The following is a 22,624-nucleotide window of genomic DNA, read 5'->3' on the forward strand; positions in this document are numbered from 1 at the left end:
ACCGGGTCGTCGCACCTCGACTGGGTCGCCCGCGACCTGGAGAACGTCTTGCGCTATCCCGGTTCAGGACCGGGCGAGGGAGCCGAGGAGATCGCACGCCTGGTCGTAGGTCGCCGGGAGCCGGACGGCCGAGATCTGCGGACGGCCGGTGTCACGCAACTGGGCGTCCACCGAAAGCCGCTCGTTGAGCGCCCGCCGCAGCGCGACGCCGGACGAAGCGAGCCTCACGTCCTTCGGCACCAGCGCGCCCGCGACCGACGGACCGAGCGAGGCGACGCTCTCGCCGCCGTCGAAGACCTGCTTCAGCGCGTCCGCGACCAGGATCATCCCGGTCAGCCGCGGCCAGCCCGCGACCGAACCGAAGTCCATCGAGACCACGAGCAGGGTGTGCGCCTCCGCGACCGGCCGCCCTTCGCGGCGGGCCTGGCGGTACAGCTCACTCAACCGGGTCCTGAGGTACGCGGCCGTGGGCAGTCCGGTGAGCGGTTCGGTGACTTCGGTGTGCACGAGCTGATCGGTCGCCACGTCCGCCCACGCCAAAGCCGTCACCCGGAGTAGCCGGGAAGGCGTGGAGTCGACATCCGGTGTGAGGAAACCGTCCACCGCGTCCGGGTCGGCGAGCACCGCGTGCAACGCCGCGAGATCCGCGAGCGTCTCAGCCAGTCCGGCACCCGCCGCGGCGCGTGCCCGGCCCAGTCCCGCGAGGGCGGTTTCCGCCACGTCGACGGGGACGGACCGGCCGTTCTTGATCACCGCCGCGCAGACGGCGTCGACCTCGGGGAGGCCCCAGTCACTGGGGAATCGCCAGCCCGCGGCCAGGCTGGCGGTCCGCCAGCGAGCCCGCAGGGCGCGGAGGGAGCGATCTCGTTCGAACCGGTTCCAGGCGGCTTGCCCGTCGGGTCCCCCGGACGGCGCACCGGTCGCCGGTACGTCCACTGGCCACCGCCCCTTCCGTCCCGATCTTTTCGATCTTGCGATCGCTTCACGGTGGGGACGCCGGTCCATGCCGGGCGTGACGGCGTTTCCCAAGGATCTTTCCGAACCCTCCATCCATGCCCCCGCCACCGCCCTCGACGGACGCGCTACGCGCGCAGCTCGAAATCCGACCCAGGCCGGGTGAAGGTGTTGCGCCCTCCGGGTCATCGACGGGGCCGCGAGGTGACGTGCGTCGCCCAGTCCGTCACACTGAGCGCGTTCGGGCGTTTAAAGAGTAGATGCGCCGAACCCGCTGATGAAGGAGTCCCGTGTCCACCGTTCCCGCCGATCTCTCCGGTAAGAGTGACGCCGAGCTGATCGCCGAGGTGCGTGACGGGAAGATCGCGTCCTACGGAACGCTCTACGAACGTCACGCCGGCGCGGCGCACAACCTCGCCCGCCAGCTCGCCAAGTCGAGTTCCGAAGCCGACGACCTCGTTTCGGAAGCCTTCGCGAAGGTGCTGGACACGCTGCGCGTCGGCAAGGGCCCCGACACCGCGTTCCGGGCGTACCTGCTGACGGCGCTCCGGCACACCGCCTACGACAAGACGCGCAAGGACAAGCGCGTCGACCTCAACGAAGACATGTCCGATGTCGGCGGTGCCGTCGGCGAAGCGCTGACAGTCCCCTTCTCCGACACCGCCGTCGCCGGGCTCGAGCGCACGCTCGCCGCGAAGGCCTTCACCCGGCTGCCCGAGCGGTGGCAGGCGGTGCTGTGGCATACCGAGATCGAGGAGCAGAGCCCCGCCGAGGTCGCGCCGCTGCTGGGACTGACCGCGAACGGGGTGTCCGCGCTCGCCTATCGGGCCCGTGAAGGCCTGCGGCAGGCGTATCTGCAGGTGCACCTGGCCGAGAACTCCGGCGAACGCTGTCGCGCGAGTGCGGACAAGCTCGGCGCGTGGACCCGCGACGGATTGTCCAAACGTGAACGGGCCCAGGTGGAGAACCACCTGGACGAATGTGAGAACTGCCGCGCGCTGGCCGCGGAACTGGCCGACATCAACGGCGGTCTGCGCGGGATCATCGCGCCGATCGTGCTCGGTGGCGCGGCTCTCGGTTACCTGGCCACCGCCGGGGCGGGCAAGGCGAGTGCGGTCACCGCGGTCGCGACGGCCGCCGCCGCGGGTTCGAGTTCGGGCGGGGCGGCCGGTGCCGCCGCGGCCGGACCACGCCAGTTCGCCGGAGTGGCCGGATCGAGCGCGGCCATCGTCGCCGCCGTCGCGGTGGCACTCGCCGCCGGTGGCGGCACCCAGGAGATCCCGGCCGCCGCGGCCGTCCCGCCGCCCGCCGTGGCTCCCGCTCCCGCGGTCCCCCCTGCCGTGCCTCCGGCGGTCCCGCCCGCCGTGCCTCCGGCGCAAGACGTGCCTCCCGCTCGGCAGCCGCCCCCGGTGGTACCTCCTCCGGTCGTGCCGCCGCCCACGACGCCTCCCGCTGAGGAGCCTCCGCCCGCCGAGGAGCCCCCGCCCGCGTCGTCGCCGGTGATCCCGTCGCCGCCGGTGATGACGGCGTCGGCCCCGATCGGCGGCGTCCAGCTCAAGCCCGGCGAGGACACCAACCTGCCGATCACCGTGCGCAACGACGGTGGATCGAAGTCCGAGCCGGTCGCGGTCTCGCTGAAACTGCCGAAGGGTGTCACGGCCGTTCCCGCCGGCGGCGGTGGCGGGATGGGCGTCAGCGGTTTCCGGCAGCAGGCGGGGCCGGCCCCGATCGCGGTGAGCTGCCCCGGCGGCACCGGCACGGTGACCTGCGAGACCGGCACCGGCCTGGAACCGGGACAGGCCGCGGTGTTGACGTTCCGGTTACGTGCCGACGAAACCGCCGAAGCGGGCGGCATGGTGACCGGTTCGGTGACGGCGGGCGCGCTGATCAAGGTGTCGGTTTCGGTGAGGGTCACCGTGAAGCCGCCGCCGGACGACCTCGCGCTCCGTGCCGAGAGCGACGGGCTGTCGGCGTTCCCCTGGAACCGCAACCCGCTGGTGATGATCCGGGTCAAGAACACGGGCAAGACCACGAAGCCGGTGACGATCACTCTCGATCACCGCGTGCTGAGCTCCTGGAGCGTGTCCGGCATCCGGTGCAGCCCGACCGGCGAAGGCGCGTCGTGCACTTCGCGTGACTCGCTGACTCCGGGACGTCAGGCGAGCCTGTGGGTCCGGTTGAAGGGCCGCCCGGCGGCCAATCTCCCGGTGACGGTGAACGCCACCCTCGGCGTCGCGAAGGCGAAACCGGTGGAGGTCCACTTCGGCTGCTGGCACCACTGGTGTGACGACTCCGCGCTGCTTCCACCGTCCACGCCTCCTTCGCTGCCTTCGGTCACTTCGAAGCCTTCGGTCACTTCGAAGCCTCCGGCCACTTCGGAGACAACGAAGCCGGGGCGGCCTGTGTGGCCTTCTCCATCGAAGAAGCCCGCGCCGTCCGCGACACATTCAGAGCCCGCGAAGCAGGAGCCCGCCCCACCGGCCGCGACCACGAGCGCGCCGCCGCGGCCGGGCAAGTCGAAGCCGACCACGGAGCCCAATGGGGTAGGCGACCGTATTTTCCAGTAACGTGCCCCTCATGCTGGGGAAGCATCGCGAGATGCTGCGTTTCGCCGTGGTCGGGAGTGCGAGTTTCGTCATCACGATGACGGTGACGTACGGGCTGAAGTTCACGGTGCTGACCGATAAACCGGTGACAGCGCTGGTGATCGGTGTCCTGGTGGCGACCGTTTTCTCGTACGTGGCGAATCGTGAATGGTCCTTCCGGACCCGTGGTGGCCGTGAGCGGCCTCACGAGGCGACGCTCTTCTTCCTGCTCAGTGCGATCGCGCTCGGCCTCAACGCGCTTCCGCAACTGGTGTCGCGACAGGTACTCGGGCTGCAACAGCCGCGGGTCGGCCTGCTGACACAGGAGATCGCGGACTTCGTGAGCGGAATGGTCATCGGAACACTGCTCGGCACGGCGTTCCGCTGGTGGTCGTTCAAGAAATGGGTGTTCCCGGAGGCCGGGGCGCGACCGCGGCTGCTGCGGGGCGGCGGACGGAGTTCTTCCGCCGACCGGGACGACTCAGCGGCCTGACCCGCGTCGGCGATAGCAAAGGTCCCTTGCTACCGGCTTCACGGCCAGCGAAGTATCAGCACATACAGGTGGTACGGCTGGGACACGTGTGACGTCGTGGAAGTCCGGTCCACCGCCGAAGAATCGCCCAAAGTGTCCTATAACGCTCCGACAGTGCCCTGCCGGCCCGTTGGACGGCCCGCGCGAATTAGAATGGTCGGGTGACCGTGGTCGAATCCGTCCTTTCCCGGACGCCCGAGCCGCTCCGATCCGTGCTGATCAAGCACCGCGAGCTGCTGAAGTTCGCGATCGTCGGCGGCACGACGTTCCTGGTCGACAACGGGGTCTGGTACCTGCTGAAGCTCAGCGTGCTGGAGCCGAAGCCGACCACGGCGAAGGCGATCGCGATCATCGTCGCGACGATCGTGTCCTACATCCTCAACCGCGAGTGGTCCTTCCGGACCCGCGGCGGCCGCGAGCGGCATCATGAGGCCGCGCTTTTCTTCGTGATCAGCGGGATAGCCGTGGTGGTCAACCTGATCCCGCTCTACACGTCGCGGTACATCTTCGATCTCGAAGTGCCGCACGTGACGCGGTTCGTCCAGGAGTTCGCGGACTTCACGAGCGGGTCGATCATCGGCATGCTGTTGGCGATGTTCTTCCGCTTCTGGGGTTTCAAGAAGTGGGTCTTCCCGGACGAGCTGGGCAAACGCCGCCGGGACAGCGACGAGGACGACGACGTCGTTCCTCTCCGATAGATACTTGTCAAAAGACATGTGATTGTTTAGGGTCATCCATGTCAACGTTCCTTCACTGCTGACGCCGGCCGGGTTCGCACGGGTCGAGCGGGACGAATCCGAGGTGATCGCCAAGCGCGAAGAGGACCGCATCCGGTTCGGATGACGGTTGAGCCTTTTCCCGTCTTGGCGGGGATTCGGAGCACTGCTCCGCGTCCTTCGCGTGTCCTCGTTCGTTCCAGTGAATGGATCTCTTTCTTGAGTACCGCTCCCGGGGCGCCTCCGCGCGCCCAAAACACCCTTGCCCTCGTCGGGCTCTTCGCCGCCGTGTTCCTGGCGATGCTCGACGCCCAGGTCGTCGCGACCGCCCTGCCTCGCATGGTCGGCGAACTCGGCGGCGCCACGTCGTTCGCCTGGGTCACCACCGCCTACCTGCTGGCGGGCAGTGTCAGCGCGCCCGTCCATGGAAAACTCGGTGACCTGTTCGGCCGTGAACGTGTCGTTCTCGTCGCGATCGCGCTGTTCGTCCTCGGCTCTCTCGCCTGCGCGTTCGCGCCGACGATGCCGCTGCTGATCGCCGCCCGCGTCCTGCAGGGTGTCGGCTCCGGCGGCCTGTTCGTCGCGGTCGCCGCGATCATCGGCGAACTGTTTCCCGGCCGCGAAGGCGCGCGTTATTTCGCCTGGTTCTCGATCTGTTTCGCCGGGTCCTCGCTGGCGGGTCCGGTCGTCGGCGGCGTGCTGACCGACCTCGCGGGCTGGCGGTCCATCTTCGGAGTCAACGTGCCGATCGGGCTGGCCGCCTTCGTCATCGTCGCGCGATGCCTGCGGCTCGAACGGCGCCGGACGACCGCCCCGTTCGACTTCGCCGGCATCGTCGCCCTGTCCGGCGCGATCGTCGGACTGACGCTGGCGACACCGCTGTCCGCGTCGATCGGCGTCGTGCTGCTCGTCGCCTTCCTGATCATCGAACGGCGGGCGGCCGAGCCGATCATCCCGCTTCGGCTGTTCCGCGCCAGGATGTTCAGCCTCAGCGTGCTGGCCAGTGCCGCCGCCGGGTTCGTCTTCTTGGGTTCGGTCAACTACCTGGCGCTGTTCCTGCAGACCGCGGGCGGCGCCGGGCCGTCGGAAGCCGGGCTTCTCCTGCTGCCCATGACGCTCGCCGTCGCCGTGTCGTCGATGGTCGCGGGCCGGGTCATCGCCAAGACCGGCGCCTATCGCTGGGCGCCGATCCTCAGCATGACGCTCGGCCTCACCGCCGCCCTCGCGATGTCCACAATGGACGAAATGACGCCCTTGCCGCTCGTCGTCGCCTACCTCGTCGTGTTCGGTGCGGCGGCCGGTCTCACCATGCAGGTGCTTTCCATGGCCGCCCAGCAGAACGTGCCCCGCACCGATCTCGGCGCGGTTTCGGCGACCGTCGGCTTTCTTCGTTCCCTCGGCACCACGGCCGGGCTGACCGTTTTCGGCGTGGTGTTCACGAGTTCGTTCAGCACCGAAAGTCCCAGTGGCTACGCCTCCGCGCTCAACGGGGTGTTCTGGGTGATGGTTCCCGCCCTGGCGATCGGCCTCGCCGCCTCCCTCTTCCTGCCGCGCGTTTCCCTGCGGCGCCACCACTAAGGAGTTCTTCGATGATTCTCGTTCTCGGTTCCACCGGCAAAATCGGCCGCGAACTCGTTCCCTCACTGCTCAGCAAAGGCGCTCGCGTACGCGCTCTGACGCGTGACCCCGCCCGCGCCCGGATCGATCCGCGTGCCGAAGTGGTCGCCGGCGATCTCGACGCTTTCGACCCCGCGCTGCTCGACGGCGTCGATCGCGTCTTCATCTTGACCTCCGGGCACGGTTCGGATCCGCTCGCACAGGAACGAACGGTGCTCAAAGCGGCCGCCGATGTCGCGCACGTCGTCAAACTCTCCACCACCGGCGTCCACTTCGGACAGACCGATCCGATCTCCCTTGTGCACACCGCGGCCGAACAGGCCGTGCGCGAGGCCGGGCCGGACTGGACGATCCTGCGTCCGGGCACGTTCATGGACAACCGGTTCGCTTGGCTGCACGCCGTGCGCGGGGACGGCGTCATCCGCGTCCCCGAAGGCGATCCGGCATCCGCACTGGTGCACGTCCGCGACATCGCCGAGGTCGCCGCGACGGTGCTGACCACCGGCGGGCACGCGGGCGAGACGTATCCGATCACCGGTGGCGAGGCCCTCACGACGCGGCGGCAAGTCGAGATCCTGGGCGACGCCCTCGGTCGACAGCTGACCTACGCCGAAGAGCCCGAAGCCGACGCCCGCGCCCGGATGCTCGGGTTCGGCTGGCCCGCTTCGGCCGTCGACGGGATCTTCGAGCTCAAACGGCAGTCCGCCGGGAACGAGGGGATCGTGTTCGGCACCGTTCGCGAACTCCTCGGCCGGGCGCCACTGACGTTCGCCGACTGGGCCCGCGAGCACGCTCCCGCCTTCGCCTGACCTGCGAAAAGAGAGCGAGGGACCTTTGCTATCACTCGCTTAGCATTCCTAAGTAAGCGAGAGCAAAGGTCCCTTGCTCCCCCGGCCTGAACCGAAGGTCAATGACTTGCGCTACGCGACACGGTGTTGTTGATCGTCGCCACCAGGCCGTGCCCCGTGCCGGGCACCGTCACCAGGTGACTGTCCCCGTTCGCATACGTCACGACTCGCCCGGCACCTCAGTCAGCGTCCTCACCAAGGCGGTGGCGTGCCGTTGATCGTTCGCGCCTTCGACCATGAAGACGTGCGGGCTGAACTAGTTCCTCGCTCTCCCAAGGCTGGACCGAAAGGGTTAAAGACTTGGGCTGGTTCCCGCGATACGCGACACTCATCAGGCGTTTAATTCTCGCCGGGTCCACTGTCCGGACCGCGCATTGTTCCCGGCCGGTCCTCTCGCTAGCGTGCCGCCTCGGGGATACAGGGGGACTACATGGACAGACACCTTCGCGTACTCGTGGTCGACGACCATCCACTGTTCCGGTTCGGGGTGTGCACCTTGCTCTCCAACGAGCCGAAGATCGGCGTGGTCGGCGAGGCCGCGAGCGGGGCGCACGCGATCAGCGCGGCGAGCGCCCTCAGACCCGACGTCGTGGTCATGGACCTGCACTTGCCCGATCTCAGCGGTGCCGAAGCGACTCGGCACATCGTCGCCGAACAACCCGGCGTCGGCGTGCTGATGCTGACCATGGCGGACGAAAGTGAATCGGTATTCTCCGCGATGCGGGCGGGCGCCCGCGGATATCTGCTGAAAGACGCGGAACCGGACGAGATCATCCGTGCCGTTCACGCCGTCGCAAGGCGCGAAGCGATCTTCGGGCCCGACATCGCGACGCGCGTTCTCGGCTTCTTCAACCACTCTCAGCCGAGCGCGGACACGGTGTTCCCGGAACTGACCGTCCGCGAACGAGAGGTCCTTTCGCTCATCGCCGGCGGGCACAGCAACACCGCCATCGCCAGCACCCTGTGCCTCAGCCCGAAAACCGTGCGGAACCACATTTCCAACGTGTTCAGCAAACTTCATGTCGCAGACCGCGCCGAAGCGATCGTCCTCGCCCGTGAAGCGGGACTCGGTCGTTGAACACCCCGGATAGGGCGGCTTTTCGGGCAAGGTCGGGACCGGAGTCCCATGCGCCCGGGACACCGCACCCGGCAGGGTGAGCAGTGCGAAGGGTGGGGCCCTCGCACCGTTCGAGGGGAATGGGAGTCACATGTTCGAACCGAACAGGACACCGGTGATCGTCCGCGCCACCGATCCGATCCTGCACAACGGCGTCTGTATGACGCTTCGCTCCCGTGACGACGTCTGGCTGGTGGACGGGGAGACCGCCGACCCGACCATGGTGGCCCTCCTGGTCACCGACCGCCTCGACGAGGCGATGACGCGATTGCTGTCCGCGCTGCACCACCAGGGGTTCACCCGCATCGTGCTCGTCGCGGGTGAAGTCGACGACAACGAGATCCTCAGCGCCATCGAGCACGGCGTCTGCGCGGTCGCTCGCCGCTCGGAGGCGGGCGCCGATGTCCTGGTCCGGCTGATCAAGGCGGCCGCGGCCGGGGAAGGCGCGCTCCCGCCCGACCTGCTCGGCAGGCTTCTGCACCGGGTCTCCCGGCTGCAGCGTCAGGTCCTGCAGCCGCGTGGCCTGCACCTCGGCGGCATGAGCAGCCGGGAAACCGAGGTGCTCAAGCTGGTCGCGTCGGGGTTCTCGACACAGGAGATCGCCGACCAGCTCTGCTACTCGCAGCGCACGGTGAAGAGCATCCTGCACGACGTGACCAATCGCTTCCAGCTACGGAACCGCTCGCACGCGGTGGCTTACGCACTGCGTGAGGGATTGATCTGACTCGTGATCACTCAGGTCGACGAGGCTTTGTGCCAGCTCATCGCACCGCATCTGCCGGAGGGGACGGTGGTCCGGCTGGATCCGCCGAAACCCACCTGGCAGACCGAGACGCGGGTGTCGAGCGTCGACTTGTTCCTCTTCGCCCTGCACGGTGCCGGCCCGGGAACCGGCACCGTGCGGGCGAAGCGGTGTGAGCTGTCGTATCTGGTCGCGGCGCGGGCGGGCAAGGTCCGGGACGAGCACACCCTGCTCGACCGGTCGCTGCGAGCCTTGATCTGGACCGAAAGCTTGATGGTCGACGAGCAGCCGGTGCGGCTGGCTCTCGGAGAAACCGACCCGACCGGGCTGTGGGTCAGCCTCGGCCTGCCCGCCAGGGCGGCGTTCGTCGTCACGGTCACGGCGGAGTACCGGGACTGAGCACCGAGGCCCGCCGCAGGACCACCCCTCCGATGGACGCCAGCTGCGCACCGAAGAACTCGCACCATTCGGCCGCCGTCGCGGGCGGGCCGCATTCACCGGCCCGTCGAGCCCAGCCGGCACGGACTTCGAGACGGTAGCCGAGCACACCGGTCAAGGTCAGCCCGTTCCGGCTGGCACCGACCCCGCAGCTGCCCCGGTAGATCCAGCGGTCCGGGGGCTGGAACACGGCGTTCTCCTGGACGAACCGATGACCCGCCGCTCCGGTGACGGTCGCGATCGGGGTGTCGATCCCGCTGACGAACAGGCCCTTCGAGAGCAGATCCAGGGCTTCGGCTTCCCTCCGCTCCACCCCACCGGCCGGACAGCGGTACGCGGACGGGTCGCCGTCGAAGGACAACCGCACGGAAACCGTCACCTTGCCGATCTCCACGGTCGCCGCGGCCACCGGATTCCCCGGTGGGCTGTATCGGAACGCCGACGCGTGCACCCCTCGACGTTAGGTCTGCGCGCTTCCCCGGCGTTGCCCGATCGGGAGATCCTTCGGGAGGTCCTAGCGAGGGACCCGCTCGGCGGGCCAGCGCACTTCGGCCACATCGCCAGGACGGGGGACCTTCAAAAAGAGGCTGAACACCGCGGGCTGCTTGCTCGACAACTCCAGCCGCCCGCCGTCAGCCTCGATGAGGGCACGGGCGAGGGCGAGCCCGACGCCGGTCGACCCGCCGCCGGAGAATCCGCGTTCGAAGATGTGCGGCGCCAGCTCGTCGGGCACGCCCGACCCGGTGTCGGCGACCTCGATGACCACGGTGCCGTCCGTGTCGCCACGCCGAGCCGCGAGCGTGACGGTCCCCGCGCCGTGACGCAACGCGTTGTCGAGCAGGACGCCGACAACCTCGCGCAACCGGCCAGGGGTGGCCCTCGCTCTTAACCCGTCACCGACACGGAGCCGCAGATGCCTGCCTTCGGCGCGAAGCAGCTGTCGCCATTCTTCCGACACGATCGGGAGCACCTCCGGCAGATTCACCGGTTCCGCGCCGACCTCGCGCGCCGCCCGCGCGGCGGCCAGCAGTTCGTCGAGTGCCCCGGCCAGCCGATCCGCCTGTTCCTGCGCGGCCTTCGCCTCGTCGACGACGTCCTGATCGGGATGGACGGTGAGCGGTTCGAGCCGCAGCTGCAACGCGGTCAGCCGGCTCCGCAGCTGATGGGAAACGTCGCCGACGAGCTGGCGTTCTCGCTGGACGAGCTGCGCCAGCGCCGAGCCGGACGCGTCGAGCGCTTCGGCGACCATGTCGAGTTCGCCGACGCCGTAGCGCTTCGGATCCGGCCGGAAATCACCGCCACCGAGTTTGACCGCGCGATCGGCGACGTGTCTCAGCGGTTTCGCGAGCCGTCGCGCCGTCACGGTCGCGACCACCGTGCCGGTGCCCACCGACAGCACGACCAGCAACACCACGAGCAACGTCACCTGGGTCTGCCGGGTACGCATCGGCCCGGCGGGAATGGCCAGCTCGACCTCGCCGTGCAACGCGATCGGCGCTCGCTCGGACACCACATCGGTACCGGGGTCGGAGCCATACCGCTTCTCGATCTGCCCCTGCGCGCGGACGGTCAGCAGCCCGCCCTGCGGCACGCCCACCCGGAGCAGGTCGAGGTTGATCGGCTGGCCGACGGCGATCTCGTTGTCCAGCGTCGCCGCGATCCCGCGCGCCGAGGAAGCCAGGTTCTCGCGGTTGAGGTTCTCGACCAGCTGCCAGGCGGTGATTCCCAGCGGGATGCCCAGCACCGCCGCCGTGACCGCGACGGCGAGAAGGATCGCCAGGAGGATGCGACGGCGCATGCTATTCCGCGTTGAAGCGGAAGCCGACGCCGCGGACCGTGGCGATCCGCCGTTCGCCGTCGCCGTTGCCGCCGGGCTTCGCCGTCCGGCCCGCGGCCTCGTCCGCGGCGATCGCGAGCTTCCGGCGCAGCCACGACATGTGCATGTCGAGTGTCTTCGAAGTCTTCGATTCGAGGTCGTTCCACACCTCGGCGAGGATCTCGTCGCGGCTGACCACCTGGCCGGCGCGGCTCATCAGCACCCGCAGCAGCTCGAACTCCTTGTTCGCCAGCTGCACCTCGTGCAGATCCACGGTGACCATCCGGGCACCGAGGTCCATCCGCACTCCCCCGGCGTCGAGCACCTCGGGTGCCCGGCGGCGGAGCAGTGCCCGGATGCGGGCCAGCAGTTCGGCGAGCCGGAACGGCTTGGCGACGTAGTCGTCGGCGCCCGCGTCGAGCCCGACCACGAAGTCGACCTCGTCCGTGCGCGCGGTGAGCATCAGCACCGGCACCTCGGTGCCGCTCGCGCGCAGGCGGCGGCAGACCTCGAGCCCGTCCATCCCCGGCAGACCGAGATCGAGGACCAGGAGGTCCACTCGATCACTCTCGGTCGCGTCGAGGGCGGCGGGTCCGTCGCCGACGACACGCACGTCGTATCCCTCCCGCTGCAGCGCGCGGGAAAGCGGATCGGCGATGGCCGGGTCGTCCTCGGCGAGTAACACCATGCTCACCTGGCCAACTCTACGACTGCCGGGCGTGAAAGCATCGTGACCGTGCCTGGCTACGAGAATGATCTGGAACTCGCCACCCGGCTGGCCGACGCCGCCGACGCCATCACCACCGACCGCTTCCGCGCGCTGGACCTGGCCGTGGAGCGCAAACCCGACCGGACTCCGGTCACCGACGCGGACACCGCCGTCGAAGACGCGATCCGCGCGATCCTCGCCACACAACGTCCGGAAGACACCGTCCTCGGCGAAGAACGCGGCGGTTCGGCCACGACCGGCCGGGCCTGGGTGCTCGACCCGATCGACGGGACCAAGAACTTCCTGCGCGGCGTACCGGTCTGGGCGACGCTGATCGCGCTGGTCGAAGACGGCACCCCGGTGGTGGGCATGATCAGCGCGCCGCTGCTCGGCCGCCGCTGGTGGGCGGCCGCCGGGGACGGCGCCTGGATGCGCGACTCCGCCGGCGAACGACGTCTTTCGGTGTCGAAGGTCGCGTCGCTCGAAGACGCGTACCTGTCGACGACCGACCTGAACTCGTGGGTCGAGTACCACTCGCGGGAGAAATACCTCGACCTCGTCAACGCGTGCTGGGAAAGCCGCGCTTTCGGCGACTTCTGGCACCACTGCCTGGTGGCCGAGGGCGCGCTCGACGTCACCGCGGAATGCGTCGTCAATCCGTGGGACGTCGCCGCGGCCCAGGTGCTGATCACCGAGGCGGGTGGACGGTTCACCGACCTTTCCGGCGTGGCGCGCTACGACAACGGCTCAGCGCTTTCGACGAACGGCCTGCTCCACGACGAGGTCCTCGCCATTTTGAAGCGCTGAATCACTGCGCGCCGGGGAGGAGGCCGACGGCGCCGCGCGCGACCTGTGACCAGGCCAGACGGCCGAAAAGGTAGTGGCAGGCGACCTGTTCACTGGTGAACCGCGCCCAGTCGTACCGGTTGCCCTGCTCACGCCAGAAGACTTCCCAGGCGGGCTCGGCGCCGTCTGTGCCTTCTGCGTCCGAGCGCATGAGACACCAGGCGTTGTCCGCCTCCGCGCCGACCGAGACCACCTCGGGCGGCACCCCCAGCGCGGCCAGCCATCGCAGGATCGTCCCCGTGTTCACCGAACCTCCCCCGTGACGTCCGCCAGAAAGCCCAGCGTGACGAGTTCATCGGCGCCCAGCACCGCCCGAAAACGGACTCCGCCGCCCGGCTGGCCGAACCACTCGGCGGTCACCGAACGCCAGACCGGCAACGGCCGGACGACGCGGTAACGCCGATACGCGGTGACCTGGCCGGGCGGCAACGAACGCATCGAATACAAGGTCGCGTCCTCGGCGAAGACCCGGCCGTGCCGGTCACCGAAGCGGTCGAGATGGGTACCGACCTCGAGCATCACCGGCTTCGCCGGATCGATACCGCCCTCGGGGAAGAGTTCGCCGGGCGGCCACAGATAGCCGGTTTCACCGAGGAAACGCTTTCGCCAGTCCTCTTGGGACCCTTCGCCCCAGGGGTCGTGTCCCCTGGTCAACGCCGGCGGGGGAACGACGGCCGGAGTCGTCGGCGATCGCCGGAAACCGCTGCTGACGTGCGACAACGCGTCCAGGTCGTCCAGCACGTCCGCCTCGGGGTGATCCAGCGGGCCGGAACCGCCGTCGGGGAGCGGCAACTGGCGCGCTGGTCTGCTCATCGCCACCGGAAGATGCCCGATGGGGAACATGTGCACGAGGAACAGCGCGATCACGCTCTCCCGTTCGGTCCGCAGGGCGCCCATGGGCGGCGGGGCGGCGGGCGGCGGAGGGAACGGAACTCGCAACGGCGCCACCGCGAGCGGCCACGGCGAAGGCGCGTATGGAGCGCGCGCACCGTGAGGCGGCGTCGGTGCGTCAGCGCCTTTGTACTGGACGGGCAGCCGAATCGGGCCCGTGCCGGCCTCGCTCGGATCGGTCACCGCACCTCCCCCAAGGAATCGGTCCCACCGGTGAAGGGGGAGGCAGCGGACAGGACGCGCTAAGACCTTAGCGCCGAACGGTGATCTCGTCGGCGGATACCCGGAAGCGCGTCAAGGCCCGCGCGGGCCGGCAGTCGCCACGGTTTCCCGGCGACGGTCTCATCCCGCGAGCGCGTTGACCACCCGTGACGGACTCGGTCGGCCCAGCTTCCCCGCCATCCACTTGCTCGTCGACACCAGCGCGTCGAGGTCGACACCGGTTTCGACGCCGAGACCGTCGAGCATCCACACCAGATCCTCGGTCGCGAGGTTCCCGGTCGCCGACTCGGCGTACGGGCAGCCGCCGAGACCACCGGCGGAGGAGTCCACAGTGGACACACCGCAGCGGAGCGCCGCCAACGTGTTCGCGAGCGCCTGGCCGTAGGTGTCGTGGAAGTGGACGGCCAGCGCGTCGACGTCGGAGAACTGCCCGATCAGCGCCTCGACCTGGCCCGCGGTGGCGACACCGATGGTGTCCCCGAGCGAAAGCTGCGAACAGCCGAGGTCCAGGAGACGTTTGCCCACTCCGGCGACCTGCGTGGCCGGGACGGCGCCCTCCCACGGGTCGCCGAAGCACATCGACACGTATCCGCGGACGTCGAGACCTTCGGCCCGCGCACGGGTGACGACCGGCTCGAACATCGCGAACTGGTCGTCCACCGTCGCGTTGAGGTTCTTCTTGGCGAAGGTCTCGGTGGCGCTGGCGAAGATCGCGATATGCGAGACCCCGGCCTCCAGCGCCCTGTCCAATCCGCGCTCGTTCGGGACGAGCACCGGATAACGGACACCTTCACGCCGATCGAGCCCTGACAGGAGTTGCTCGGCGTCGGCCAGCTGCGGCACCCATTTCGGGCTCACGAAACTGGTCGCTTCGAGCGTGGTCAACCCGGCGTCGGCGAGCTTGTCCAGGAACTCGAGCTTGACCTCGACCGGAACGATCGACTTCTCGTTCTGCAGGCCGTCCCGCGGGCCGACCTCCCAGATCGTCACCCGCTCCGGCAGCGCGGCGGCGGACGGGACGCGATCGGGCAGCCCCAGCTCTCGCGTGCCCATCAGCGACGCCGGTTTCCGCGCGGCTGGTGTCCCTGCGGCGGCAGGGGTTCGGTCTGCTGCGGCCCGCCCGCGGCGGGCGGCGCGAAGTCGTCGTACGGGTTGTCGTTGACCTCGCGGTAGATGACCGTGTGCACCCGCTCGACCTTGGGGATGTCGTCGAATTTGAGCGGTTCGTCCGAAGCCGACTCGATGACCAGCGTGCCGCAGCCGAAGACGCGGTCCAGCAGCCCGTGCTCGAACTGGACACTGTTGATCCGCGACAGCGGGATGTCGATCCCGGTGCGCTTGAGCACGCCCTCCCGGGCGATCAGGCGGTCCGTGGTCACGATGAAGTGCGTCGTGCGCCAGCGGACGAACGGCGCCAGGAAGAGCCACACGACGAGACCGAGCCCGATCGCGCCGACCGCGATCAGCGAGATCAGGTCCCACGGGGCCGCCGCGTCCTTCGCCAGGATGCCCAGCCAGACGCCGACGCCGAGCGTGACGATCAGCGCGACGAAGGGGAAGATCAGCATTTTGAAATGCGGGTGACTGTGCACCACGACGTGCTCGTTTTCGCTGAGCAAATCGTCCGGATAGGCCACGAGGGACGCTCCCAAAGTGTGTTCGGCGCTGGTGGGCTCACCGTACCGGCGAACGGTCTCGGCGGACGAGGAGGCGCCGAAAATCGAGACCTCCGGATCAAGCCTTGGCGGGCCTTACGTGGACGACGTCCCCGGCGAACACCGTGTACCGCTCACCACCGGGAACGTCGACCTGGAGCTGGCCGGCGGGATCGATGTCGGCGGCGCGGCCGGTCAGCGCCGAACCGTCGGGCAGCTGGACCTCGACGTCCTGGCCCAGCGTGGCGCAATGCCGCCGGTAGTCCCCGAGCAGGCCCGCCTCGGCCAATGACCCACGGGCGAGCCGCCAGCGGTGTTCGAGTTCGTCGAAACCGGTGAGCAGCCGCGCGGCGATCTCGGCGCGATCGGTCTCCGTCGCCCCCTGCTCGGCCAGCGAGGTCGCGGGCAGGCCACCGGGCCCGGCGGGGACGTTCTCGCCCAACGGCAGCACGTTCAGGCCGATGCCGAGCACCACGGTGGCCTCCTCTCCGGCGACCGCCTCCGCCAGGATGCCCGCGCATTTGGCGTGCTCCGGCCCGGCGAGGACGTCATTCGGCCACTTGAGGACGGCGTCGACGCCGAGGTTCGCGGCGACCTCCCGCACCGCGAGGCCGGCGACCACGGAAAGTGAACCCAAGGTGGCGAACGGGACCCCACGCGGACGCAGCAGAACGCTGACGTAGAGGCCCGCTCCCTTCGGCGAGGACCACCGCCGGGCGCGGCGGCCGACACCTGCCGTCTGCTCTTCGGCGATCAGCACGGTGCGGTCCTCGGCCCCCCTCGCGGCGGCTTCCCGCAGGTCGGCGTTGGTGGACCCGGTGCTTGCCACGACCTGGATCGCGGCATACCGGCCGGACAGCGCGGCACTCAGACGCTCGGCGTCGAGCGCTCCCGTCTCACTCATTTGTCCAGAATATGAGAGTCCCCCTAACGTGCAAGACGTTCGCTCGTTACGCAGAGGTGGTCTCCAATAACCTGGACGGCGTGACCGAGCCCGAGTCCGCCACGAGCGTGCCCGAAACCGGCCCGAAGAAGAAGTCGTGGGCCCATGGTGTGGCGATGCGCAGCCTGGTCGCCCTCCCGCTGGTCGCGGGGCTCGCGACGGCGGGCTGGCTGCTCGCGGGCGGCGACGATCCGGCGCCTGCCGGCGGGATCCAGCAGGCCCCGCTCCCCGCCGCCAACCAGGACCCGGCCACCGTCGGCGGCGGCGCGGGCCCGTCGGTCCTCGAAGTCAGCGCGCCGGTCAAGGCCCAGGAGACGCCGAAGGGCGCCCGGCCGCTCGAAGAGTGGGCCAACAAGCTCGCCGGGTCGCTCGACATCCCGGCGAAGTCGCTGATCGGCTATGCGAACGGCGAGCTCGCGCTGCGCGGCGAGCAGCCGAACTGTCATCTGTCCTGGGTCACCCTTGCCGGAGTCGGCGCGGCGAGCTCGAACCACGGACGTGGCGGCGACAACCCCCTCGGCCTGTCGGCACAGCAGTGGAAGAAGCACGGCACGTCGATTCCCGGGATCGCGAAACCCGCGCTCGCCGACCCCGATTCCGCCGCTGTCGCCGCCGGTCGCGCGCTGTGCGCCTCCGGGGCCGACCTCGGCGGCGGCAACGGCTGGTGGAAGGCGATCGCCGGCTACCAGGGCGGCAAGGGCAATGAAGCCGAACTGTTCCGCCAGCGCGTTCTGGGCAACGCCCAGCTGTACGCGACCCTGTCCCTCGACCCGGCGCGAGCCTCCAGCCCCGCGGTGAAGGCGGCCAGGTTCGCCCTCGGCCAGCTGGGGCTCCCGTACGTGTGGGGCGGCAACGGGCCGGAGGCGGGCGCGGCGGGCTTCGACTGCTCCGGGCTGACCAAGGCGTCCTACGACGAAGCCGGAGTCGGGCTTCCGCGGACCGCGGACAGCCAGTTCCGGGCCCTGCCGCAGGTCCCCGGTGGACAGGAACCGAAACTCGGCGATCTCGTGTTCTACGGGAACCCGGCGACGCGGATCCATCACGTCGGGCTTTATCTGGGAAACGGCCTGATGATCAACGCGCCCACCCAGGGCCAGGCGATCCAGATCCACACGTATCACTCGAAGGGCGACGACTACACCGGCGCGGGACGGCCGTCGGCCTAAAGAACGGGGCCGTCTCGGCGCCAACGCAGCCGGTGGACGGCGGGCATCGGCATGTCCCGCGAGAACGGCCAGCCGATTCCCGGGGTGAGCCCGGCCAGCAGGCGGGACACGAACGTACCGTGACTGCCCACCAGGACGACGCCGCCGAAGTGCTGATCCGCGATCTCCCCGACAGCGGCCATCGCCCGTGTCGTCAGTTGCCGCAGGCTTTCACCGCCCGGCCGAGCGAAGTCCGGATCGGCCCAGCTGCGCTCGTGGTGCACGGCGTAGTCCGCCGTCGGCTCCAGTCCCGAGTCCCATTCACGCAGCTTCCAGCGCATGGTGACTTCGAGCCCTGCCTTCCTGGCCGCGGGTGCGACCGTCGAGACCGCTCTCCGGTACGGACTCGACACCACCGCCGTCGGGTTCATCGCGACGAGTTCGTGCGCGAGGAGTTCCGAGGCCGCCACACCCGCCGCCGTCAGGGGCCGATCCGGGTCGTCGGGTTCCCCCGGCGAGGGCGGAACGGACTCGGCGTGCCGGACGAGAACGATGTCGCAGGTCAAGCGTGCTCTGCCAGCCATTCGAGCACGGACTCTCCGTGGCGGAGGATCGAGATGTGCCCGTCCTCGGGATACGCGCGCAACTCGGCCGTGGCGATCCGCCGAGCGAGCCACTCGCCATGTCCGAACGGCGCGATCCGGTCCGCGCCACCGTGCGGAAGCAGAACCGGCGCCTTGACGTCGGACGGCTGGAACCCCCACGGCGCGACGTACGCGAGATCGTCATCGATCAACCCACCCGGCCCGCCTTCGAGCGCCGGGCCGACGACATCGAGGAACCACTGCCAGTCGCCCGACAGGGTCGCGTGATCCGACGCGGTGAACATCTCGGGGTCGTACTCCGCCGATGCCTCGTATGCCTCCTTTCCGTTCGTCCGGCCAAGGCCGCGGTCAACGATTCGACACCCACCCTGCCCATTCCCTCGAACCAGTCGAGCCCTTCCCCGTCGCGCGGAGCCATACTCGCGACGCCGACCGCCGCCGAAACGCGTTCCGGGAGCAGAGCCGCGCAGGCGAGCGCGTGCGGGCCGCCACCGGAATGATCGAAGACCGCGAACCTCTCGATCTTCAGGGCATCGGCGATCTGCGCGACATCGCCCGCCACCGAGGCGGCGTTCCTTCCCCGCCGGGGCGTCGAGCCGCCATAGCCGGGCCGGTCGTAGGACACCCACCTCAGCCCGAGCAGTTCGGCGGCGGGAACAGCGGCGCCGGCTGAGCACCGATGTTCGGGGTTCCGTAGCGCCAGGAGACCACCGGGCCGGCCCCGCCCGTGTCGTACGTGTGCACTGTGGTCCCATCCCCCAAGTCCACGTCGGACTCGTTCACCATGAGCCGAGCGTACTGACGCGGCCGACGAAAACCGGGTGAGTTCCAGTACCGTCGACGATCATGACCGACCAGACGCGCCGGAGCTACGACCTGGTGGCCGACCGGTACGCCGAGGAACTCGGTGACGAACTCCGGCACAAGCCCCTGGACCGCGCCCTGCTCGACGCTTTCGCCGAACTGGTCCGCGAAGGAACGGTCGCCGACATCGGCTGCGGCCCTGGACAGGTCGCCGCTTATCTGGCCTCCCGAGGCTCGCGAGTCGTCGGCCTGGATCTCTCGACCGCGATGTGCGCGGCCGTCCGGCGCCGCACCTCGCTACCGGCCTGTGCCGCGGACATGACGGCGTTACCCCTGCGAGTCGCGGCACTGGACGGACTGGTCTGCCTCTACGCGACCATCCATCTCGACGACGACCACCGGGCGGCGGCCTATCACGAATTCGCCCGGGTTCTGCGGCCCGGCGCGTACGCCCTGCTCTCCTTTCATGTCCGTGATCCCGACTTCCCGTCCGGCGGGGTGAAGACCCTTGGCACCTGGTGGGGTCGCGATGTCGACCTGAGTTTCCGGTTCCTCGATCCGGACGCCGAGGTGTCGGCGTCGCGCACCGCGGGCTTCGACCTCGTCGCCCGCCTCGACCGCGGACCGCACGCCGGCTTCGAACATCCCAGCGAGCGGTGCACGCTGCTGTTGCGCCGGGCAACCTTGACCTAGACCTCCTCTTCGAGCCTCTGGAGCAGCATGTCGCGCTTTCACGAGATCAAGCACCGGGTGGCCACGACGTTTCAGCGGAACGTCGCGAACCCGCTCCTCGTCCGGCTGCCGAATCAGTCGATCCTCGAGACCACCGGCCGCAAGTCCGGGGTACCCCGGCAAACGCCGCTCGATGGCCGCCGGGTGGGCCGCGAGTTCTGGATCGTCTCGGAGTTCGGCGAGAAGTCGCAGTACGTCCGCAACATCCAGGCCGATCCACGTGTCCGGGTCCGGCTCAAGGGCCAGTGGCACACCGGCACGGCACATCTGCTCCCAGACGACGATCCCCGCGCCCGGTTGAAGGCCCTGCCCAGGTTCAACAGCGCCGCCGTGCGGGCGATCGGCACGAACCTCCTCACCATCCGAGTCGATCTCGACGAGTGATCTATCCGGACACAACCGTGGTCAGCCGTGGCGATCCGGACAAGGATTCTTGCCTTGACGCCAAGGACAAGGTTTACGCTCGGAACCATGCGGATCGGCGAACTCGCCGCGCGTACCGGAACCACCACCCGCGCGCTGCGTTTCTATGAGTCACAAGGACTTCTCGACGCACGGCGCGCGTCGAACGGGTACCGGGAATACGACGAGGACGACTACCGTCTGGTCAACGAGATCCTGACCCTGCAAGCGGTCGGGCTCAGCCTCGAAGACACCCGGCCTTTCGTCGAGTGCCTGCGCGCCGGTCACGAGACCGGCGACTCGTGCGCCGATTCGATCGAGGTCTACCAACGCAAACTCGCCGAGGTGGACGCCTGCCTGTCCAGGCTCAACGACGTGCGGGGCAGCCTGCTGGCCAAGTTGGCGGGCGCGCTGAAAACGCCGCCGGGTCCGTGTGTCGTCGTGCCGGAATACGAGGAGACCTGAATGTCATCCCTTTCTGTCGTCACCGATGAAACCTTCCGAGAACTCGTCCTGGAACAGGACAAGCCCGTCCTGGTGGACTTCTGGGCGCAGTGGTGCCCGCCTTGTCACATGATCGCGCCGGTGCTCGCCGAGATCGCCGATGAGCGCGCCGACGCGCTGATCATCCGCAAGCTGAACTCCGACGAAAACCCGCTTTTGGCAAGGAACTACCAGGTCATGTCCCTGCCGACCTTGATTCTTTTCCACGACGGGAGTCCGGTGTGGACGACCGTCGGCGCCAAGCCGAAAGCCCGGCTGCTGGCGGACCTGGATTCCGCTCTGCAGACGACCGGCGTCTGATCACCTCCTTTCACCCGGTCTTGCTGCTCGCTTTCGACATTAGCGCCAGTCGAACATATGCGCTAGTACCAATTCCGTGATGTGCGAACTTGTCAGGTTCACCCGATGGGCGCCTTTGGCCAGATACGGCCGCAACAGTGCGCTGTCAAACCTGACGAACATCTGTAATCACAGGTCGCTTGAGAGCGCGAAGTGTTCTGAAAGGACCTATGACGACAGGTCCGGGAATTGACTCACGATGCTTCGGCGGGCGATCTACGCAAAGTACCTTCGCCCACTTCGCGCACTGGCGCGTCCTAATTCTGTGCGCGGAACCCCTTCCTTGCGCTAGACACAAGAAAGGGCCCCTTCCTGTACTTAAGACGACATGCCGGGGTCGCGAACGATCTGCGCGGAAATCCCTCAGTGGCAACGAAGCCGCCCGTGACGACCGCTTCGCACGAAGGTTAAGTTGCCGTATCAGGTGGCGGGTCCGTGAAGGCCTCCTTGAGGGACTCTGGGTCCTTTAAGGAGGCCTTCACGGACTTCGAGACGGGGCACTGGCGTCACGACTATCCCAGCATCATCAGGGCAGTGAAGGAGTCCTTCACGGCCTGGCGAGCGCGGGGTGACCACACGCCACGTTGCACCCGAGTCACCACTCACGACTTTGTCGGACCCTTGGTGCATAGTGGCCGGCAGAGCGAGGAAGACAGCGGGCAGAAGGGGGAGCAAGGATCGACTGATGCCATAATTGTGTTGCGCGCGGAGCGATCCGTTCGCATCCTTCAGCACATGACTTCGACCCTCACTTTCCTGCCGCCGTCCTCCGCCGTCCGACGGGTGCGGGTGTGGCAGCAGGCCGTGACCGGTGTGAGGCCGACAGAAGTTCGACCATGAGCGCCGCGTTCGTCGCGGGCCTGCTCGCCGGCTATGGCATCGCCATACCGGTGGGCGCGGTCGCGACTTATCTGGTGGTGCTGACGGCCAGGACAGGACTCAGGATCGGCGTGTACGCCGCGTTGGGCGTCGCCACGGCCGATGGTCTCTACGCCTTGATCGCGGTGCTCGGCGGCAGCAGGCTCGTCCCGGTCATCCAGCCGATCGCCGTACCCCTGCGCTGGATTTCGGTGGCGGTACTGCTCGGGCTGGCCCTCCACATCGGCTTCACCGGGATCCGGAATTATCGCGACTCCGCGAAGGCCGAGGTGACCCAGCCGGTGGCGATCGGCCCGTTGAAGGCCTACGTGAGTCTGCTCGGGATCACGCTGCTGAACCCGACGACGGTGGTCTACTTCGCGGCACTCGTCCTCGGCAGCGAGGACATGACCGCCGCGAGCGGGGCGGAACACGTGGTCTTCGTGATCGCGGCGTTCGCGGCCTCCGCCAGCTGGCAGTTGTTCCTCGCGGGCGGCGGCGCGGTACTGGGCAAGGCACTTACCGGACGACGCGGGCGGTTGATCACCGCGCTCGCGTCCAGCGTGATGATCACGGTGCTCGGCGTTCACCTGCTCTGGTGATC

28 protein-coding genes are annotated in these 22,624 nt (G+C 68.7%); 15 read left to right on the plus strand and 13 right to left on the minus strand.

Annotated features, from left to right (window positions below; all coding sequences use genetic code 11):
• Nucleotides 1-63 precede the first annotated feature (63 nt).
• Nucleotides 64-936, minus strand: a complete 873-nt coding sequence (locus ACM6LR_RS01125) for a GGDEF domain-containing protein (RefSeq protein ID WP_414943000.1) — start codon at nucleotides 934-936, stop codon at nucleotides 64-66.
• A 308-nt stretch (nucleotides 937-1,244) separates the two neighbouring features.
• Between ACM6LR_RS01125 and ACM6LR_RS01130 the strand changes: the two genes are divergently transcribed.
• The 8 genes from ACM6LR_RS01130 (at nucleotide 1,245) to ACM6LR_RS01165 (ending at nucleotide 9,510) form a co-directional block, all read left to right on the plus strand.
• Nucleotides 1,245-3,521: a sigma-70 family RNA polymerase sigma factor gene (locus ACM6LR_RS01130; RefSeq protein ID WP_414943001.1), complete on the plus strand. Its 2,277-nt coding sequence runs from the start codon at nucleotides 1,245-1,247 to the stop codon at nucleotides 3,519-3,521.
• 10 nt (nucleotides 3,522-3,531) lie between these two features.
• The gene (locus ACM6LR_RS01135; RefSeq protein ID WP_414935688.1) at nucleotides 3,532-4,032 is read left to right on the plus strand and encodes a GtrA family protein; all 501 of its coding nucleotides are present in this window, start codon (nucleotides 3,532-3,534) and stop codon (nucleotides 4,030-4,032) included.
• Nucleotides 4,033-4,232: 200 nt separating this feature from the next.
• Nucleotides 4,233-4,769: a GtrA family protein gene (locus tag ACM6LR_RS01140; protein ID WP_414935689.1), complete on the plus strand. Its 537-nt coding sequence runs from the start codon at nucleotides 4,233-4,235 to the stop codon at nucleotides 4,767-4,769.
• Nucleotides 4,770-5,006: 237 nt separating this feature from the next.
• Nucleotides 5,007-6,365: an MDR family MFS transporter gene (locus tag ACM6LR_RS01145; protein WP_414935690.1), complete on the plus strand. Its 1,359-nt coding sequence runs from the start codon at nucleotides 5,007-5,009 to the stop codon at nucleotides 6,363-6,365.
• An 11-nt stretch (nucleotides 6,366-6,376) separates the two neighbouring features.
• Nucleotides 6,377-7,213, plus strand: coding sequence for an NAD(P)H-binding protein (locus ACM6LR_RS01150; protein ID WP_414935691.1), 837 nt, complete (start codon nucleotides 6,377-6,379; stop codon nucleotides 7,211-7,213).
• Nucleotides 7,214-7,682: 469 nt separating this feature from the next.
• The gene (locus tag ACM6LR_RS01155) at nucleotides 7,683-8,330 is read left to right on the plus strand and encodes a response regulator (RefSeq protein WP_414935692.1); all 648 of its coding nucleotides are present in this window, start codon (nucleotides 7,683-7,685) and stop codon (nucleotides 8,328-8,330) included.
• Nucleotides 8,331-8,460: 130 nt separating this feature from the next.
• Complete coding sequence (locus ACM6LR_RS01160) at nucleotides 8,461-9,093, plus strand: response regulator transcription factor (protein ID WP_414935693.1); 633 nt, start codon at nucleotides 8,461-8,463, stop codon at nucleotides 9,091-9,093.
• A gap of 3 nt (nucleotides 9,094-9,096) precedes the next feature.
• Nucleotides 9,097-9,510, plus strand: a complete 414-nt coding sequence (locus ACM6LR_RS01165) for a hypothetical protein (RefSeq protein ID WP_414935694.1) — start codon at nucleotides 9,097-9,099, stop codon at nucleotides 9,508-9,510.
• On the opposite strand, the gene ACM6LR_RS01170 is transcribed toward ACM6LR_RS01165, so the two are convergent.
• From ACM6LR_RS01170 to ACM6LR_RS01180, 3 genes are all read right to left on the minus strand, one after another.
• On the minus strand, nucleotides 9,488-10,000 hold the full coding sequence (locus tag ACM6LR_RS01170) for a hypothetical protein (RefSeq protein WP_414943002.1): 513 nt from the start codon (nucleotides 9,998-10,000) through the stop codon (nucleotides 9,488-9,490). The two genes, ACM6LR_RS01165 and ACM6LR_RS01170, sit on opposite strands and share 23 nt — an antisense overlap.
• 63 nt (nucleotides 10,001-10,063) lie before the next feature.
• Nucleotides 10,064-11,347, minus strand: a complete 1,284-nt coding sequence (locus ACM6LR_RS01175) for an ATP-binding protein (protein WP_414935696.1) — start codon at nucleotides 11,345-11,347, stop codon at nucleotides 10,064-10,066.
• Nucleotide 11,348: 1 nt separating this feature from the next.
• Nucleotides 11,349-12,053 (minus strand): response regulator transcription factor, encoded by a 705-nt coding sequence (locus ACM6LR_RS01180; protein ID WP_414937049.1) that lies wholly within the window; start codon nucleotides 12,051-12,053, stop codon nucleotides 11,349-11,351.
• A gap of 42 nt (nucleotides 12,054-12,095) precedes the next feature.
• Between ACM6LR_RS01180 and hisN the strand changes: the two genes are divergently transcribed.
• Entirely contained in the window at nucleotides 12,096-12,881 is a 786-nt protein-coding gene (gene hisN, locus ACM6LR_RS01185) for a histidinol-phosphatase (protein WP_414935697.1), read from the plus strand.
• A 1-nt stretch (nucleotide 12,882) separates the two neighbouring features.
• On the opposite strand, the gene ACM6LR_RS01190 is transcribed toward hisN, so the two are convergent.
• From ACM6LR_RS01190 to ACM6LR_RS01210, 5 genes are all read right to left on the minus strand, one after another.
• Nucleotides 12,883-13,167 carry a hypothetical protein gene (locus tag ACM6LR_RS01190; RefSeq protein WP_414935698.1) on the minus strand — a complete coding sequence of 95 codons (285 nt, stop codon included), beginning with the start codon at nucleotides 13,165-13,167 and terminating at the stop codon, nucleotides 12,883-12,885.
• Entirely contained in the window at nucleotides 13,164-13,994 is an 831-nt protein-coding gene (locus ACM6LR_RS01195) for a TNT domain-containing protein (RefSeq protein WP_414935699.1), read from the minus strand. Before ACM6LR_RS01195 ends, ACM6LR_RS01190 begins: the two co-directional genes overlap by 4 nt.
• Before the next feature lie 159 nt (nucleotides 13,995-14,153).
• Nucleotides 14,154-15,086, minus strand: coding sequence for a hydroxymethylglutaryl-CoA lyase (locus tag ACM6LR_RS01200; protein WP_414935700.1), 933 nt, complete (start codon nucleotides 15,084-15,086; stop codon nucleotides 14,154-14,156).
• Nucleotides 15,086-15,670 carry a PH domain-containing protein gene (locus ACM6LR_RS01205; protein ID WP_414935701.1) on the minus strand — a complete coding sequence of 195 codons (585 nt, stop codon included), beginning with the start codon at nucleotides 15,668-15,670 and terminating at the stop codon, nucleotides 15,086-15,088. The genes ACM6LR_RS01200 and ACM6LR_RS01205 overlap by 1 nt, the downstream gene beginning before the upstream one ends.
• Nucleotides 15,671-15,767: 97 nt before the next feature.
• Nucleotides 15,768-16,592 carry a biotin--[acetyl-CoA-carboxylase] ligase gene (locus ACM6LR_RS01210; protein ID WP_414943003.1) on the minus strand — a complete coding sequence of 275 codons (825 nt, stop codon included), beginning with the start codon at nucleotides 16,590-16,592 and terminating at the stop codon, nucleotides 15,768-15,770.
• A gap of 80 nt (nucleotides 16,593-16,672) precedes the next feature.
• On the opposite strand from ACM6LR_RS01210, the gene ACM6LR_RS01215 reads away from it, so the two are divergent.
• Complete coding sequence (locus ACM6LR_RS01215; protein ID WP_414935703.1) at nucleotides 16,673-17,797, plus strand: C40 family peptidase; 1,125 nt, start codon at nucleotides 16,673-16,675, stop codon at nucleotides 17,795-17,797.
• Here the strand turns inward: ACM6LR_RS01215 and ACM6LR_RS01220 are convergent.
• Genes ACM6LR_RS01220 through ACM6LR_RS01235 form a run of 4 tightly spaced genes read right to left on the minus strand, consistent with a single transcriptional unit; the run spans nucleotide 17,794 to nucleotide 19,167 of the window.
• Complete coding sequence (locus ACM6LR_RS01220) at nucleotides 17,794-18,360, minus strand: histidine phosphatase family protein (RefSeq protein ID WP_414935704.1); 567 nt, start codon at nucleotides 18,358-18,360, stop codon at nucleotides 17,794-17,796. The genes ACM6LR_RS01215 and ACM6LR_RS01220 overlap by 4 nt on opposite strands.
• On the minus strand, nucleotides 18,339-18,665 hold the full coding sequence (locus tag ACM6LR_RS01225) for an alpha/beta fold hydrolase (RefSeq protein WP_414937134.1): 327 nt from the start codon (nucleotides 18,663-18,665) through the stop codon (nucleotides 18,339-18,341). Before ACM6LR_RS01225 ends, ACM6LR_RS01220 begins: the two co-directional genes overlap by 22 nt.
• On the minus strand, nucleotides 18,569-19,006 hold the full coding sequence (locus ACM6LR_RS01230) for an alpha/beta fold hydrolase (RefSeq protein ID WP_414935705.1): 438 nt from the start codon (nucleotides 19,004-19,006) through the stop codon (nucleotides 18,569-18,571). Before ACM6LR_RS01230 ends, ACM6LR_RS01225 begins: the two co-directional genes overlap by 97 nt.
• A 5-nt stretch (nucleotides 19,007-19,011) precedes the next feature.
• The gene (locus tag ACM6LR_RS01235) at nucleotides 19,012-19,167 is read right to left on the minus strand and encodes a hypothetical protein (protein ID WP_414943004.1); all 156 of its coding nucleotides are present in this window, start codon (nucleotides 19,165-19,167) and stop codon (nucleotides 19,012-19,014) included.
• A gap of 60 nt (nucleotides 19,168-19,227) precedes the next feature.
• Between ACM6LR_RS01235 and ACM6LR_RS01240 the strand changes: the two genes are divergently transcribed.
• The 5 genes from ACM6LR_RS01240 (at nucleotide 19,228) to ACM6LR_RS01260 (ending at nucleotide 22,622) form a co-directional block, all read left to right on the plus strand.
• The gene (locus ACM6LR_RS01240; RefSeq protein ID WP_414943005.1) at nucleotides 19,228-19,878 is read left to right on the plus strand and encodes a class I SAM-dependent methyltransferase; all 651 of its coding nucleotides are present in this window, start codon (nucleotides 19,228-19,230) and stop codon (nucleotides 19,876-19,878) included.
• Nucleotides 19,879-19,905: 27 nt separating this feature from the next.
• Entirely contained in the window at nucleotides 19,906-20,301 is a 396-nt protein-coding gene (locus ACM6LR_RS01245) for a nitroreductase/quinone reductase family protein (protein ID WP_414935708.1), read from the plus strand.
• Between the two features lie 87 nt (nucleotides 20,302-20,388).
• A complete protein-coding gene (locus ACM6LR_RS01250) occupies nucleotides 20,389-20,784 on the plus strand; it encodes a MerR family transcriptional regulator (protein WP_414935709.1) in 396 nt (131 codons plus the stop codon).
• Complete coding sequence (gene trxA, locus ACM6LR_RS01255; protein WP_414943006.1) at nucleotides 20,785-21,123, plus strand: thioredoxin; 339 nt, start codon at nucleotides 20,785-20,787, stop codon at nucleotides 21,121-21,123.
• 875 nt (nucleotides 21,124-21,998) lie between these two features.
• Complete coding sequence (locus tag ACM6LR_RS01260) at nucleotides 21,999-22,622, plus strand: LysE/ArgO family amino acid transporter (RefSeq protein WP_414943007.1); 624 nt, start codon at nucleotides 21,999-22,001, stop codon at nucleotides 22,620-22,622.
• Nucleotides 22,623-22,624: the final 2 nt, after the last annotated feature.

Source organism: Amycolatopsis sp. cmx-11-32 (assembly GCF_047608695.1).
Taxonomy (GTDB): Bacteria; Actinomycetota; Actinomycetes; order Mycobacteriales; family Pseudonocardiaceae; genus Amycolatopsis.